Here is a 14,532-nt window from a genome sequence, read left to right as displayed (position 1 = left end):
AAACCTTTGTCAGGCAAGCCGATCGGCGGTCGCCGCCCGGCGTAGCTTGCCCGACGAGGTCTTCGGCAGCGCGCCCGGGCCCAGCACCGTGACACTGCGCGGCCGCGCGCCCACATCGGCGAAGACGGCGTGCACGATCTCGTGTTCGATGCGTTTCACCTCGTCCGGATTCTGAAAGTCGTTGCTTTCCACCACGATCGCGAAACTCTCGCGTTTCTGGCCGGCGTCCAGCCGCACAGCCACCGCATTACCGGGGCGCACGCCGTGGATGCGCAGCGCGGCGCGTTCGATATCGGTGGGGAAGATATTGCGGCCGCCCATGATGATGACGTCCTTGATGCGGCCACACACCACGATCAGGCCCTCATCGGTGAAATAGCCGATATCGCCGGTGTCGAGCCAGCCCTCGGCATCCTGGGTGGGGCGGAAACCGGACACCGTCACATAGCCGGAAGTGACCGCGGGACCGCGCAATTCGATCACGCCGACACTGCGCACCGGCAACGGTTGCCGCTCGTCGTCGACGACGCGGCCCTCCAGATTGTCGACCAGGTGGCCGAGCGTGGGCAGGCGGCGGATCGCACTCTGATGGTGTTCCGGATTCTTCACCGGCACCGCCTTGCCGAGCGCCTCCAGCAGGTCCGCGTCGACGACGTCGAGTACCTGCCCGAGGCCCGGATCGGGGACGGATACGGCCAGGGTGGTCTCGGCCATCCCGTACACGGGGGTCAGCGCCATCGGGTTGAGCCCGAACCGTTTTCCGGCCTCGGCCATGGCCTCCATGGTGTCCGGATCGACCGGTTCCGCGCCGTTCCACATGTACCGGATACTGCTCAGATCCAGCGCCCCGTCCTCGGCATTGCGCAGTCTGCGGGCCAGCAGCGAGTACGCGAAATTCGGTGCCGCGGTGACGGTGCCCCGGTATTTGGAGATCAGCTCGGCCCACAGCAGCGGCCGGGTCAGGAAGTCCAGCGGCGTCACGCACACCACCTCGGCGCCGAATTGCATGGGCACACTGAGGAATCCGACCATGCCCATATCGTGGAACAACGGCAGCCAGCTGATCATCACATCTTCGGTGAGCTGGAATTTCACCCGATCGAACATGGCGTAGGCATTGACGAAGAAATTGCCGTGCGTGATCCGCACGGCCTTCGGCGACCCCGTCGAGCCGGAGGTCAGCTGCTGCAGCGCGATATCGGATTCCGTGGTGGGCAGCGGATCGATCGGCGTGCCCGCGCGCATGCTGTCGATGGTCACCACGGTGATGCCGCGTTCGCGCAGAATCGGTTCCGCCGCTTCGAAAGGCGCGCCCAGGATCACCGCCCGCGCCTCGATCATCCGCAGCACGGTTTCGGTATCGCGCGCCCACAGCGCCAGATCGGTGCGCGGGGTCGGCTGATGCAGCATGGTGATGGACGCGCCGCGCATCCAGATCGCCTGGCAGGCGGGCGCGATATCCACCGGCATGCCGGCCAGCACGCCGACCGCGTCGCCGTGGCCGATCCCGGCCGCGGCCAGTCCACCCGCCATGCGGCGGGCGATGCGATGGATCTCGCCCCAGCCCTGGCGGCGCGGCGCGTCCGGTTCCCCGGTGACGAGGCCGCGTTCGGACAGGCGTGCGGTGGCATACATTTCGTCGGTGAAGCGGCTCACGATCGGCTCCTAGAGACGGCGTCGGCTCACCCCAATATCCCGCGTCCGCGTAGGCCCGTTAACCGTTTCGGCGTTACGTGAGTGCTTTGACCGCTTCCACGAAGCGATCCAGCTCGTCGAATCCGACAAAGCAGTGCGGCGAGGCCCGCACCACCGACGCCAGTCCGCGATCGGTCATGTCCAGCAACGTCGAGGAGCGGTGGCTCACCGTGACGGTGATGCGCTGTGCGCTCAGGCGGTCGCGGACCTCGATCGGATCCAGCTCGCCGACGGTGAAGGACACGATGCCCGCATGCTGGGTGCCGCGGTCCCGCACGGTCACGCCCGGAATCTCGGGCAGCGTCTTGCGCAGGTATGCCGCGCGTTCCGCAATGGCCTCGTACACCTGCGCCGGGCCCAGATCCAGGAGGTAGCGCACGGCGGCGCCGAGACCGAGGCGGGCGGCCACATCGCATTCCCAGAATTCGAACCGGCTTGCATCGGGGGCCAGCGTGTAATCGTCGGGCGCGGTCCATTCTGCGCTGTGCAGATCGAGGCGGCCCGGTTCCATGGACATGGCCAATTCCGGCCGCACATACAGGAATCCGGTGCCGCGCGGCCCGCGCAGCCATTTACGCCCGGTGGCCGACAAGGCGTCCACATCCAGTTCGGCCACGTCCAACGGCAACTGCCCGGCGGACTGGCAGGCGTCCAGCAACACCAGCGCCCCGACCCGATGCGCGATGCGCGCGGCCTCGGCGACCGGGTTCACCAGCCCGCCGTTGGTCGGAACATGCAGCAGCGATACGAGTTTCACACGCTCGTCGAGCATCGACTCGAGTGCGTCGAGATCCAGCTGCCCGCTGCTGTCGCTCGGAATCGTCTCCACCACGGCACCGGTCTGCCGGGCCCGCTGCAATGCCGCGATGGCATTGCTCGCGTAATCCGCGCCGGAGATCAAAATCCGATCGCCCGCGGCCAGCGGCACCGAATAGAAGAAATCACTCCACGCGCGACTTGCGCTGTCGCCGAGCGCGATCGCCCCGGGATCGGCATTGATGAGTTCGCCGATGGCCGTCTTCACCGCATGCAGATCGTCGAGCCGCTCGTTCGCCGCGGCGTACCCGCCGATCTCGGTCTCCCGGCGCAGGTGCTCGATCATGGTGTCCAGCACGACCCGTGGCGGCAGCGACGATCCAGCACTGTCCAGAAATACCCGTGACGGCTTCGCGGTGTCGTCGAAGGCGGGGATGTCGGCCCGGAGGCGAGTCAGATCCAGCACTCCTTCGACGATAGTCAACGATCCCACCGCCGGTTCGACCGTCCGGTCCGATCACTCGGCGTGCGGCGACGCCGCTGATCCATGGCCGATATCCGCTGGAACGCGCCTGGGACGCACATTGTGATCCGGCGTCGCCCGCGTCCATCGGTGCGCTCGCGCTCACCGTCTGAACTGGGCGGATTCGGTCGATACCGACATTTTCCGCCTATCGGTGCGCACCCCGGAATCCATCGGGGCGGCCGGGCTGTTCCCCAATTCGTCAGATTTTTTGTCATGGGTGCTCGCTACCCTGGTTTGGGTCGCTGTCGATCCCCACGGCGACTATCCGTTGAGCGGAGGTTGGTCATGGCCTTCACGGCTTCCCCTGCCGACGCCCTGCGAAACGGTCTTGCCTTACAGACGCCCGACGGTGAGTTCAGTTCACGTGCCGCCGCCGAAGCGTATGTCGAGAAGATCTGTTTCAAGCAGGGCCCACCGGCACTCATCGGCGCCGAACTGGAGTGGCTCACCGCGCAAGGTGAGTCTTCGGCGTCCGACCCGCGTCCCGACCTGGAAGTACTGGCGGACGCACTCGGACCGTATGCGCCAAGGTCCATTTCCCCTGATTCCCCGGCCGTGCCATTGCCGGGAGGCAGCCGGGTCACCATCGAACCCGGCGGTCAGATCGAATTGTCCAGTGCCCCCTTCGGCAGTGCCGCCGAACTGTGTGAGCGCCTGCGGTCCGATACGGCCCGCCTGCGGGAGCTGCTCGAATCCCGCACCATCCGAACCTTTTCCGCCGCCGCCGACGCGCACCGGCCTTCCCGGCGGGTCCTGCAGTTGCCGCGTTACCGCAGCATGGAGCAATCCTTCGCCGGTATCGGGCCCTACGGCGCGCTCATGATGTGCAATACCGCCGCCACCCAGGTGAGTGTCGACGCCGGCAACGATCGCGGGGAGATCGCCACGCGCTGGCGGGCCCTCTATGCCGCCGGACCGGCCCTGGTGGCGGCCTTCGCCTGTTCACCCGTGCTGCAGGGCGCGCCGCCGGGCACCTGGGCCTCACAGCGCATGCGGGCGTGGTTGCGGCTGGACCACCTCCGCACCCGGCCGCCGGTGCACGATTGGGCCGATCCCATCGCCGGATACGCCCGCTGGGCGCTGGACGTGCCGCTACTGTGCGTCCGCTCGGACGGCTCGGACTGGACCGCCCCGGCCGGGGCGACCTTCGCCGACTGGCTGTGCGGCGCGCTCGACGGGGAGCTCGACCGCCGGCCGGACCGCGCCGATCTCGACTATCACCTGACCACGCTGTTCCCGCCGGTGCGCGCCGCCGGGTACCTCGAGGTCCGGTATATCGACGCCCAGCCGGAGGCGGACTGGGCGGTCCCGGTGCACGCCGTCGACGCGCTCATGTCGACCCCCGCGACCGTCGCCGAGGTGAGCACGCTCGCCGCCGGCACGGCCGGCCGCTGGTCCGAGGCCGCATACCACGGGCTGGCCGATTCCGAATTGCGTTCCACCGCAACCGATCTGCTCGAACTGGCCGCCGCGCGTGCCGCGACCCCCGGCGCGGCACGGCAATTGGCCGCCGCCGCCGAACGATGTCGCAGCGGCCGCACTCCGCTCGACGATTCCGAACCACGAGGTGTGCTGTCATGAGTATTCAGTTGCCCGGCACCGACCGGGCCGAGACCGAGCGGTTACGGGAACGGATCGCCACCACCCTGGAACGGGCCCGCGCCCGCACGGCGGGGCTCACCGCCTTGGACGAAGCCGAACTGGTGGCACAACATTCGCGCATCATGAGCCCCCTGGTCTGGGATCTGGCGCATATCGGAAATCAGGAAGAACTCTGGCTGGTGCGGGACGTGGGCGGGCGCGAACCCGTGCGCGCCGACATCGACCAGCTCTACGACGCGTTCAAGCACGCGCGGGCGGACCGGCCCGCCCTGCCACTGCTGAATCCGCAGGAGGCCCGCGCCTATGTCGGCACCGTGCGGGAGAAGGTCTGGGATGTGCTGGAACGCAGCCCCTTACGCGGCAACGACCTGGTGTCGGACGGTTTCGCCTTCGGCATGATCGCCCAGCACGAGCAGCAGCACGACGAAACCATGCTGGCCACCCACCAGCTGCGCACCGGCGAGGCCGTGCTGTCCGCCCCGGCCGCCCCGGTCGCGCGGGTGCGGGTCGGCGGTGAAGTCGTCATTCCCGCGGGCGAATTCGTCATGGGCACCGATACCGACCCGTGGGCGCTGGACAATGAGCGGCCCGCGCATCCGGTGCACGTGCCCGGCTTCGCCATCGACGCCGCACCGATCACCAACGAGCAGTACCTGGCCTTCCTCGCCGACGGCGGCTACGAGCGCCCCGAACTGTGGTCCGAACGCGGCTGGGCGCACCGCGTCGAGGCCGGTCTGGTGTCCCCGGAGTGCTGGCAGCAGGACGGCGGTGGCCATTGGTGGCGGCGCGTTTTCGGCACCATGCAGCAGTTGCGACCGCACCAGCCGGTGGTCCATGTCTGCTGGTTCGAGGCCGAGGCCTACGCGAACTGGGCTGGCAAACGCCTGCCCACCGAAGCCGAATGGGAGAAGGCCGCGCGGTTCGACCCGGCCACCGGCCGCACCCGCCGCTACCCCTGGGGCGACACCGATCCGGACGACTCGCTGGCGAATCTCGGTCAGGCGCACCTGGAACCGGCGGATATCGGCGCCTACCCGTCCGGAGCCTCCCCGGCGGGCGTGCATCAACTGATCGGCGATGTCTGGGAGTGGACCGCTTCGGGCTTCGACCCGTATCCCGGTTTCCATGCCTTCCCGTACCGCGAATACTCCGAGGTCTTCTACGGCGGCGATTACAAAGTGTTGCGCGGCGGCTCCTTCGGCGCCGACCAGGTCGCCAGCCGCGGCACCTTCCGCAACTGGGACCACCCCATCCGCCGTCAGATCTTCTCCGGCTTCCGCCTCGCCAGAGACCTGAGATCGGACGAACGCTGATGTGCCGCCACCTCGCCTACCTCGGTCCCCCGACCGCGGTCGGCGACCTCCTCACGCGCGGCCCCCACTCCCTCCGCACCCAATCCTGGGCCCCGCGCGAAATGCGCGGCGGCGGAACGATAAACGCCGACGGCTTCGGCGTCGCCTGGTGGCACCGCCCCGACCCGTCGGACATCGACCGCGGCCCCGGCGCCCGCTGGCACGGCGGCCTGACCCCCGACCCCGCCGGCGCCCAGAACGCCGGTCCCGGGCCGGTCGGCGATGATCCCCGCCGCGCCGGGACCGCGGGCCCACCGGCGGTGAGCCGGTATCGGAATGCCGCACCTATCTGGACCGATCCGGCCGTCGATGAGGTGCTGCCGCAACTACATTCGACCGCCATCCTGGCGGCCATCCGTTCGGCGACGGTCGGCATGCCGGTGGAACGGGCCGCGTGCGCCCCGTTCACCCACGGCCGCTGGGCCTTCAGCCACAATGGCGCGATTCCGGACTGGCGGCGAGTCCTGACCGCCGTTGCGGCGCAATTCGGCTCGTCATCGCTGCTCGAAGCGGAATCGCTGACAGACTCGGCCGCCTTGTGGGTGATCCTGCACGGGTTGCTCACCGGCGGGCAGCCTCCGGACGGTGCGGCTGAGCGGCCCATATCAGCGGGTGACGGCGCGGCGCAGTCATTTTCGTCCGCCTCGTCGGTGGCTTTCGGCTCGAGCGCGAGTGTGTCCGCGATGTCGGGGAGCGCGCCGCGGGTGACGGCGTGGAGCCGGACCTCGGCGGCGGGCGGCGCGAACGTCTCCGGCCCCGGGGTCGCGGCGGCCGGTGGCGGCTTACCGCCCGAGGTCGCTTTGCGGCTGGTGACCGCCGCGGTGCTGCGGGAGGCGCCGGGGGCGCGGCTGAATTTGCTGTTGGGGGATGGCGAATCGATTTGGGCCACTACAAGACATCACTCGTTGGCGGTACTGGCCGGTGAGGGGTTCGTGGTGGTGGCTTCGGAAGCTTATGACGATGATCCGCGCTGGCAGGCGATTGCCGAGGGGCAGTCGGTGGTGGCGCGGCCTGGGCGGCTGAGTGTGGAGCCGCTGGAAAACCGGAGTGGAAAGGCTTTTTCATGAGTTCGGCAACGCTGGAAGTTCATTTGACCGACGAAGATCTCACGGCCGCGCTGCGCGAGGACGTGCGGCGCGGGCTCACGGCGGAGCCGAAGTGGCTGCCGCCCAAGTGGTTCTATGACGCGCGGGGGAGTGAGCTGTTCGAGAAGATCACCGAGCTGCCGGAGTACTACCCGACCCGGACCGAGCGGGCGCTGCTGGAACGCGTGGTGGGGGAGATCGCGCAGGTCGCGCAGGCGGAGATACTCGTCGAGCTGGGGGCGGGGTCGGCGGCCAAGACCCGGCTGCTGTTGCAGGCGCTGACCGCCGGTGGGCCGTTGCGGACATATGTGCCGCAGGATGTTTCCGGTGCGGCGCTGAGCGCGTCGGCGGCGGAGGTGGCGGAGGAGTTCCCGCAGCTGAATGTGCACGGTGTGGTCAGTGATTTCACGGCCACGCTGGACAATCTGCCGCGCGGCGGCCGCCGCATGGTCGCCTTCCTCGGTGGCACCATCGGCAATCTGGTGCCGGCGGAGCGGGCGGATTTCCTCGGCGCCATTCACGATGTGCTGGAACCGGGTGAGCAGTTGCTGCTGGGCGCGGGTCTGGTCATCGACCCCGCGGTGCTGGTGCCCGCATACGACGATGCCGCCGGTGTCACCGCCGAATTCAATCGGAATGTGCTGCATGTACTGAATGCCCGGCTGGCTGCGAACTTCGACCCGGAGAAATTCGCGCATATCGCGGTGTGGGATGCCGAGCAGGAGTGGATCGAGATGCGCCTGGAGGCAACCGAATCCATGACGGTCGAAATCCCGGAGCTGGAACTGACCGTCCAGTTCGAAAAGGGTGAACAGCTGCGCACCGAGATCTCCGCCAAGTTCCGCCGTGAGGGTCTCGAAAGCGAGCTGGCCGCAGCCGGTTTCGCCACCGAACGAGTCTGGACGGATGCAGACGACCGGTTCGCACTTTTGCTGGCCGAACGTCGCTAGAAACAGGCATTCACGGCACCGGCGCACTGCCTCCGATTTAGTATCGGAGGCAGTGAAGCCGTGGGAGATATTCGGCCTCGCCCTGGGCGTCGTCGCATTCTGCCTGGCCCTGCCGCTGCTGCTGGGCTGGAGCCGAGAACGCCTGTGGTTCGGCGGCGGCGGCCTGCTCCTGCTCGGCGCTGTCGCCCTGATTCTGGTGCCCCTCCCGCATCCGGCCGGCCCGGTCGACTGCGGCACCGTGTTCGCGCCCCGGCACACCTGGACCGGTCAATCCCTGTGCGCCGCCGAATCGAACTGCAGCAACCCCGATTTCCACCTGCAATGCGCCGAGAACCGCACCGCGCGCTGGCAGACCATCGCGATCATCACCACCGGATCGCTCGCGATCATGATCGTGAGCGGCGCCCGGGTCATCCCGTCACGGCCGCCAGCCACTCGATGAGCGGGCGCAGCTGCTGCCAGGCCTTGCGGATCTCTTTGCCGGCGCGTGGCGTATTCAGCCACTCGGGTGCGCCGAATTCCCGGCTGGCGACGAGGGATCGGTGCCGCAGCAGTTCGATGCGCGGATGGTCGAGGTCGTAGCCCTTGGGCTTCGTCTTCAACTTGTCCCCGCCGATGTGATAGCCCTTCGAGTTCAGCTGGGACAGTAGGGCTTCCAGCTCGGGCCCGCGCACGTCATTGTCGATGGTGGTGCGGAGGGTGGCCAGCTGGTCGGGGGAGGGGGCGTAGATGCCGCCCGCCACGAACAGACCGGCCGCGCCGATCTGGACGTACCAGCCCGCCCCGGCCGAGGAGTGCACGACCGCGCCCTGATGATCCTTATAGGGTGACTTGTCCTTGGAGAAGCGGACATCCCGGTGCGGCCGGAAAATCTTGGCCTCGCCGAAATCGTTCGCCAATTCGGCCGCAAGGGCTTTCATCGGGTCGCGGACCGACTCCTCCCAGACCTTCTTGTTCGCATTCCAGAAGGCCTTCGAGTTGTCGGCTTCCAAGTCCTCGTAGAAGTCGAGTCCCGTCAGCGGGAACCCGGTGAATTGCGCCATGGCTACTTATTCTTGGGCATGACCCCGGAACCGTAGATCGCCAGGCCGATACCGAAACCGATCACCATGCACACGCCCGCGGCGATGGCGGCCCACTTACCCAGCGGCTCGCCCTTCTTGTTGCCGACGATGCCGAGCACGATGCCGGCGATACCGAAGCCCGGCGGGCAGAACAGCAGTGCGATAGCGGCACAGACGAATCCGATGATGGAGTAGGTCTGCGCACCGGTCCGCGGCGGGGGCGGCACCTCACCGTAGGGCTGCGACGGATACGGCTGGTAGGGCTGCTGACCGTACGGCTGCGGCTGCCCGTACGGCTGCTGGCCGTAGGGCTGCGCGGGCTGACCGTAGGGCGGCTGCCCGTAAGGTTCCGCCGGCTGGCCGTAAGGCTGCTGACCATAGGGCTGTTGCCCGTACGGCTGCTGCGCTTCGGGCCCGGCCGGGTAGGTCGGGTATCCGCTCGGCGGCTGATCGGTGGGCGGGTACTGGAACGTTTCGCCGGCCGGGGTCGCGCCTTCGGGCGTGGCCGGGGTTTCGGGCTTCTTGAACATGTCGTCCGGTCCCGTACCGGGTTCGTTCGGCGGCGTGCTCATATCGCGCCCTTCCTCGTGATGGTGTCAAGCCTTCACATGGGTATCACAGTGTGGGGCCTTCCGCGCAACACGATTCAGTCGCCCGGTTCGTCCACTATGTCCATAGCGGCCAACTCGGCGGGCCGGTCATCCTCGGCGGCGTTCTCCTCGCGCCGGCGACGGCGGGTCCACTCCTGGTCGAGTTCGGCGCCGATGCCCAGCCGCCCCTCGTCGTCGCTTTCGCGATTGGTGATGACGAGATCCCGGGGCGGATCGGTGATGTACCGCTCGTATTCGCGGATCTCGTCCTCTTGATCGTCGTCGCCGAGGTCGTAGTCGACATTGTCGACGTCGCTGTCGAAGACCTGGTCGGTGTCGAAGACCTCGTCCATCAGCCGGGCGTCGTCCTCATCGGGCCGGTCGGCCATTCGGCACCACCTCTCCGCGCCTTGCAGCGCACCAGTAGCAAACCCTGAGTCCGCGTTCAACGCTACCGCCTGACCCGCCCGATTCATACGAGCCCGTTTCAAACTCGCAGCGGGTCTCCGCGAACGGAAAAGCCCTCCCGCGGTCGCGGGAGGGCTCTCGTGTTCCGGTACTGCGCGCGGGTCAGGCGTTCCCGTTGAAAAGGCCGGTGACGGAACCGTTTTCGAAGACCTCGCGGATGGTCATGGCCAGCAGCGGGGCGATCGACAGCACGGTCAGCGTCGGGAACTTCTTGTCCTCGTCGATGGGCAGCGTGTTGGTGACCACGACCTCCTTGGCGCCGCAGCTCGCGAGGCGCTCGGCGGCCGGGTGGGACAGGATGCCGTGGGTGGCGGCGATGATCACGTCGCCCGCGCCGGCCTCCTTGAGTACCCGGACCGCGCCGGCGATGGTGCCGCCGGTGTCGATCATGTCGTCGATCAGCACGCAGGTGCGGCCTTCGACCTCACCGACCACGCGGTTGGCCACGGTCTGGTTGGGCACCAGCGGGTCTCGCGTCTTGTGGATGAAGGCCAGCGGCGCGTCCGCGAGCGAGTTGGCCCACTTCTCGGCGACCTTCACGCGGCCCGCGTCGGGCGAGACGACCGTGATGTTGGACAGGTCGTAGTTGTTGCGGACGTGCTCGGCCAGCTGCACCTGGGCGTGCATGTGATCGACCGGGCCGTCGAAGAAGCCCTGGATCTGATCGGTGTGCAGGTCGATGGTGATGATGCGATCCGCGCCCGCGGTCTTGAGCAGGTCGGCGATGAGGCGCGCGGAGATGGGCTCGCGGCCGCGGTGCTTCTTGTCCTGCCGCGCGTACGGATAGAAGGGCAGCACCGAGGTGATGCGCTTGGCCGACCCGCGCTTGAGCGCGTCGATCATGATGAGGTGCTCCATGACCCACTGGTTCAGCGGGGCGGGGAAGCTCTGCAGCACGAAGGCGTCGGAGCCACGTACCGATTCCTCGAACCGGACGAAGGTCTCTCCGTTCGCGAAATCGCGGGCGGTCTGGGGGGTGACGTGGACGTTGAGTTCCTTGGCCACCGCCTCGGCGAGCTCGGGATGAGCGCGTCCGGAGAACAGCATCAGGTTCTTCTGGTTATCGGTAGAGAACGCGGTCACTGACGTTCGCCATCCTTTTGCTCGTCGGTAATCTCATTGGCCGTCATCGCCGTCTTCACGGTTGGCCTTTTCGGCGGCTTCCGCCGCACCGGTGCCCGGTCGATTCCGTTGCACCCAGCCCTCGATATTGCGCTGTGCTCCACCCGATACCGCGAGGGCACCCGGAGGAACATTTCTGCGCAGTACAGTACCCGCTGCCGAGTACGCGCCGTCACCCACCGTTATCGGAGCGACAAACATCGTGTCGCTTCCCGTTCGCACATGTGAACCGACGGTGGTGTGGTGTTTCTTCACCCCGTCGTAGTTGACGAACACGCTCGACGCGCCGATGTTGCTGTACTCGCCGATGGTGGCGTCGCCCACGTAGGTCAGATGCGGGACCTTGGAGTGCTCGCCGATGGTGGCGTTCTTGGTCTCCACGAAGGTGCCGATCTTGCCGGCCTCGCCGAGCGAGGTGCCGGGCCGCAGATAGGCGAACGGGCCCACGCTGGCGTCCGGGCCGATCTTGGACTTCTCGCCGTGCGTGCGGATCACCTTGGCGCCGTCGCCGACCGTGACGTCGGTGAGGGTGGTATCCGGGCCGATCTCGGCGTCCTCGCCAATGACGGTGTCGCCCAACAGTTGTACGCCCGGCCGGATGACCGCGTCGCGGCCGATGACCACATTGCCGTCGATCCAGGTGGTGGCCGGATCGATGATGGTGACCCCGGCCCGCATATGCCGTTCCAGGATGTAGCGATTCAGGGTGCGGGCCGCGCCGGCCAGTTGCACCCGGTCGTTGACGCCGGTCACCTTGGCCCAGTCCAGCAGTCGCGCACCGTGAACCGGATGCCCGGCCTCGCGGGCGAGCTTCAGCACATCGGTGAGATACAGCTCGTGGCGGGCATTGGCGGTATCGATGCGCGAGATCATGACGCGCAGCACAGCGGCGTCGAAGACGTAGACGCCGGAGTTGACCTCGGTGATGGCGGCCTGCTGCGGAGTGGCGTCGGCGTGCTCGACGATCTCCAGCAGATGACCCTCGGCATCGCGGACGATGCGGCCGTAACCGTTCGGATCTTCGGGCACGAAGGTCAGCACCGTGACCGCGGAACCGTCAGAATAGGAGTTGTGCTCGTCGAGCAGGGCGTTCAGCGTGTGCCCATCCAGCAGTGGCACATCCGCGTAGGTGACCAGGACATTGCCCTGGTAGCCGGCGGGCAGTGCGGTGAGCGCGCACTGCACGGCGTGCCCGGTGCCGCGTTGTTCTTCCTGGACCGCCAACACGATCTGGCGGCCGATTTCTGCTCCCACCTTGCCCACCGCGTCGCCGACCTGTTCGCGGTCGTGCCCGATCACGGTGATGAGGTGCGTCGGATCGATCTCGTTCGCCGCATGCAGCGCGTGCGCGAGCATGCTGCGGCCGGCCAGCGGGTGCAACACCTTGGGGGTCTTGGACCGCATTCGGGTTCCGGCTCCGGCGGCGAGAACGACGACGGCGGTCTGCTGTGGCATGGATCTCCCTCGGCTGCCGGTCATCGTGCTGAGTTCTTGTCGTTGCTGGGCCACAGTGGTGGGTCAGCGATGTGCGGGGCCAACGATAGTGACCCTGCTCGCGAGCTCCGCCGCCAGGACTCGAACCTGGACAAACTGAACCAAAATCAGTTGTGCTGCCATTACACCACGGCGGATTGCAGCGTCATGCGGGGCCAATCCTCGCATGAACCACCCCCGAACGTCGAACCGCTTACGAAGTTTCGGACGTCCGTGTCGATAGGGTACGTACGAAGCTACGGAGGCCGCGCCTCCGCCTACGGGGCAGAATTGCTCGGGGACAGGGTGAAAGGGACGGGTGAGCGATGACGACGGGTGAGGGCAGCCGGCCTGCGCGGGCGCGCATGACCGGTACTCAGCGGCGTCAGCAGCTCATCGAGATCGGGCGGGCGCTGTTCGCGGAGCGTGGCTACGACGCTACGTCGATAGAGGAGATCGCGGCGCGGGCGCAGGTGTCGAAACCGGTGGTATACGAGCACTTCGGGGGCAAGGAAGGTTTGTACGCGGTGGTGGTGGATCGCGAGATGTCCACGCTGCTCGCCATGATCACCGAATCGCTCATCGAGAACCGGTCGCGGGTGCGCCTGGAACAGGTGGCGTTGGCGTTGCTGACATATATGGAGGAGCGCACCGACGGGTTCCGGATCCTCATGCGGGACCAGCCGGTGTCCGCCGCCGAGGGCACCTACTCGAGTCTGCTGAACGAAGCGGTGAATCAGGTGGCGCACATCCTCGCCGGCGATTTCGAACGCCGCGGCTTCGATACGAGTTTGGCCACCCTCTATGCGCAAGCGCTGGTAGGCATGGTCGCGACCGCCGCCACCTGGTGGCTGGACGAGCGACATCCGTCCAAGGAAGTGGTAGCTGCGCATCTGGTGAACCTCTGCTGGAACGGTCTGACCCATCTGGAGGCGGACCCGAAGCTGGGCTCGGAATGGCCCAGCGGCAAAGGGTTGAAGAACCCCTCGGTCTGATAATCCGTCGGTACCGGGGCGGAACTGGACAGTTAACCAGCGAATTGCGAAGGAGGACGGGTCGAATGCTCGAATCGGCTGGCATCCGGCAGCCGGGTGGTACGGTTCACCCATCCTACGAGTGCTGTTCGAACTGTGATGTCGGTCAACTTCGGGATGTCGGTCTACTTCAGGATGGCTGGTTTGATGACAGGCGGATCTGATGGCTAGGCAAGCGCGTGCGGAGATCACTCGCGATTCCGTCCTCGCGGGCGCGGCCGATGTCTTTCTGCGGCTGGGCTACGCGAACGCGTCCCTGTCCGAGATCATCGCGCAGTCGAATGTGACCAAGGGCGCCTTGTACTTTCACTTCGGCTCCAAGGAGGAGCTGGCCCGCGCCGTGGTCGATCAGGGCAACGAGCGACTGGTCAGCGCCTGTCAGGGTTTCTTCGATCCGCGGGTGCCCGCGCTGGAAGCCTGCATCGGAATCACCTACGTGGTCGCCGATCTCACCATGAACGACCCGATGGTCGGGGCCATGCTCAAGCTCACCCACCAGATCGGCGACTATCGCGGCGCGGGTGGCGAGAACATCGCCAAGACCTGGGGCGAGACGCACCGGCTGCTCGCCGAAAGGGCCATCGCCCAAGGCGATCTGGAGGCGGGCCTGGATCCGGAGACCATCGGCCTGCTGCTGCAGGAGATGACGACCGGCGTGCACATCGTCGCGGTCAGCACCGAGTCCATCGACCAGATGGCGACGCGCATGGAGCGCGCGTGGTTCTTCCTGCTGCCGTCGATCGTTCCGGACGAAAAGGTCGCGTACTTCAGGGAATTCGCGGCGCGCCGCCTGCGCCGCTACGTCCAATGAACTG

The 14,532-nt window shown here is 67.1% G+C and carries 13 protein-coding genes, 1 tRNA gene and 1 pseudogene; 7 read left to right on the top strand and 8 right to left on the bottom strand.

The genetic code is table 11. The annotated features are described in order from the left end of the window. Positions 1-9: 9 nt before the first annotated feature. Together ACIP5Y_RS15245 and ACIP5Y_RS15240 are read right to left on the bottom strand one after the other, a co-directional pair. Positions 10-1,656: a fatty acyl-AMP ligase gene (locus ACIP5Y_RS15245; RefSeq protein ID WP_400350570.1), complete on the bottom strand. Its 1,647-nt coding sequence runs from the start codon at positions 1,654-1,656 to the stop codon at positions 10-12. A gap of 73 nt (positions 1,657-1,729) precedes the next feature. After that, positions 1,730-2,917 carry an aminotransferase class V-fold PLP-dependent enzyme gene (locus tag ACIP5Y_RS15240; protein ID WP_400351288.1) on the bottom strand — a complete coding sequence of 396 codons (1,188 nt, stop codon included), beginning with the start codon at positions 2,915-2,917 and terminating at the stop codon, positions 1,730-1,732. 345 nt (positions 2,918-3,262) lie between these two features. Between ACIP5Y_RS15240 and egtA the strand changes: the two genes are divergently transcribed. The 5 genes and pseudogenes from egtA to ACIP5Y_RS15215 all read left to right on the top strand — a co-directional run bounded on the left by egtA (position 3,263) and on the right by ACIP5Y_RS15215 (position 8,408). Continuing rightward, positions 3,263-4,558: an ergothioneine biosynthesis glutamate--cysteine ligase EgtA gene (egtA, locus tag ACIP5Y_RS15235; protein WP_400350568.1), complete on the top strand. Its 1,296-nt coding sequence runs from the start codon at positions 3,263-3,265 to the stop codon at positions 4,556-4,558. Continuing rightward, a complete protein-coding gene (gene egtB, locus ACIP5Y_RS15230) occupies positions 4,555-5,892 on the top strand; it encodes an ergothioneine biosynthesis protein EgtB (protein ID WP_400350566.1) in 1,338 nt (445 codons plus the stop codon). Before egtA ends, egtB begins: the two co-directional genes overlap by 4 nt. Continuing rightward, positions 5,892-6,378: pseudogene (locus ACIP5Y_RS15225) on the top strand (hypothetical protein); the annotation flags it as partial. The gene egtB and the pseudogene ACIP5Y_RS15225, both read left to right, overlap by 1 nt. Before the next feature lie 616 nt (positions 6,379-6,994). Next, the gene (gene egtD, locus ACIP5Y_RS15220; protein ID WP_400350564.1) at positions 6,995-7,966 is read left to right on the top strand and encodes an L-histidine N(alpha)-methyltransferase; all 972 of its coding nucleotides are present in this window, start codon (positions 6,995-6,997) and stop codon (positions 7,964-7,966) included. 52 nt (positions 7,967-8,018) lie between these two features. Beyond that, positions 8,019-8,408, top strand: coding sequence for a hypothetical protein (locus tag ACIP5Y_RS15215; protein WP_400350563.1), 390 nt, complete (start codon positions 8,019-8,021; stop codon positions 8,406-8,408). On the opposite strand, the gene ACIP5Y_RS15210 is transcribed toward ACIP5Y_RS15215, so the two are convergent. From ACIP5Y_RS15210 to ACIP5Y_RS15185, 6 genes are all read right to left on the bottom strand, one after another. Further along, positions 8,377-9,009 carry a DUF2461 domain-containing protein gene (locus tag ACIP5Y_RS15210; RefSeq protein WP_400350562.1) on the bottom strand — a complete coding sequence of 211 codons (633 nt, stop codon included), beginning with the start codon at positions 9,007-9,009 and terminating at the stop codon, positions 8,377-8,379. The two genes, ACIP5Y_RS15215 and ACIP5Y_RS15210, sit on opposite strands and share 32 nt — an antisense overlap. 2 nt (positions 9,010-9,011) lie before the next feature. Further along, a complete protein-coding gene (locus ACIP5Y_RS15205; protein WP_400350560.1) occupies positions 9,012-9,602 on the bottom strand; it encodes a hypothetical protein in 591 nt (196 codons plus the stop codon). A 74-nt stretch (positions 9,603-9,676) separates the two neighbouring features. Then, positions 9,677-10,009, bottom strand: a complete 333-nt coding sequence (locus ACIP5Y_RS15200) for a hypothetical protein (protein ID WP_397000219.1) — start codon at positions 10,007-10,009, stop codon at positions 9,677-9,679. Between the two features lie 181 nt (positions 10,010-10,190). After that, entirely contained in the window at positions 10,191-11,171 is a 981-nt protein-coding gene (locus tag ACIP5Y_RS15195; RefSeq protein WP_400350559.1) for a ribose-phosphate pyrophosphokinase, read from the bottom strand. A gap of 33 nt (positions 11,172-11,204) precedes the next feature. Next, positions 11,205-12,665: a bifunctional UDP-N-acetylglucosamine diphosphorylase/glucosamine-1-phosphate N-acetyltransferase GlmU gene (gene glmU, locus ACIP5Y_RS15190; protein ID WP_400350557.1), complete on the bottom strand. Its 1,461-nt coding sequence runs from the start codon at positions 12,663-12,665 to the stop codon at positions 11,205-11,207. 105 nt (positions 12,666-12,770) lie between these two features. Next, positions 12,771-12,841, bottom strand: a tRNA-Gln gene (locus ACIP5Y_RS15185). 207 nt (positions 12,842-13,048) lie between these two features. Here ACIP5Y_RS15185 and ACIP5Y_RS15180 point away from each other — a divergent pair. Both ACIP5Y_RS15180 and ACIP5Y_RS15175 read left to right on the top strand, forming a co-directional pair. Continuing rightward, positions 13,049-13,678: a TetR/AcrR family transcriptional regulator gene (locus ACIP5Y_RS15180; protein WP_400351287.1), complete on the top strand. Its 630-nt coding sequence runs from the start codon at positions 13,049-13,051 to the stop codon at positions 13,676-13,678. A 202-nt stretch (positions 13,679-13,880) separates the two neighbouring features. Then, positions 13,881-14,528, top strand: a complete 648-nt coding sequence (locus ACIP5Y_RS15175; protein ID WP_400350556.1) for a TetR family transcriptional regulator — start codon at positions 13,881-13,883, stop codon at positions 14,526-14,528. The last annotated feature ends 4 nt before the right edge of the window (positions 14,529-14,532 follow it).

Source organism: Nocardia sp. NPDC088792 (assembly GCF_044750615.1).
In the GTDB taxonomy this organism is placed as follows: domain Bacteria; phylum Actinomycetota; class Actinomycetes; order Mycobacteriales; family Mycobacteriaceae; genus Nocardia.
The sequence above is the reverse complement of the archived record's forward strand: the minus strand, read 5'-3'. Positions and strand labels throughout refer to the sequence as shown.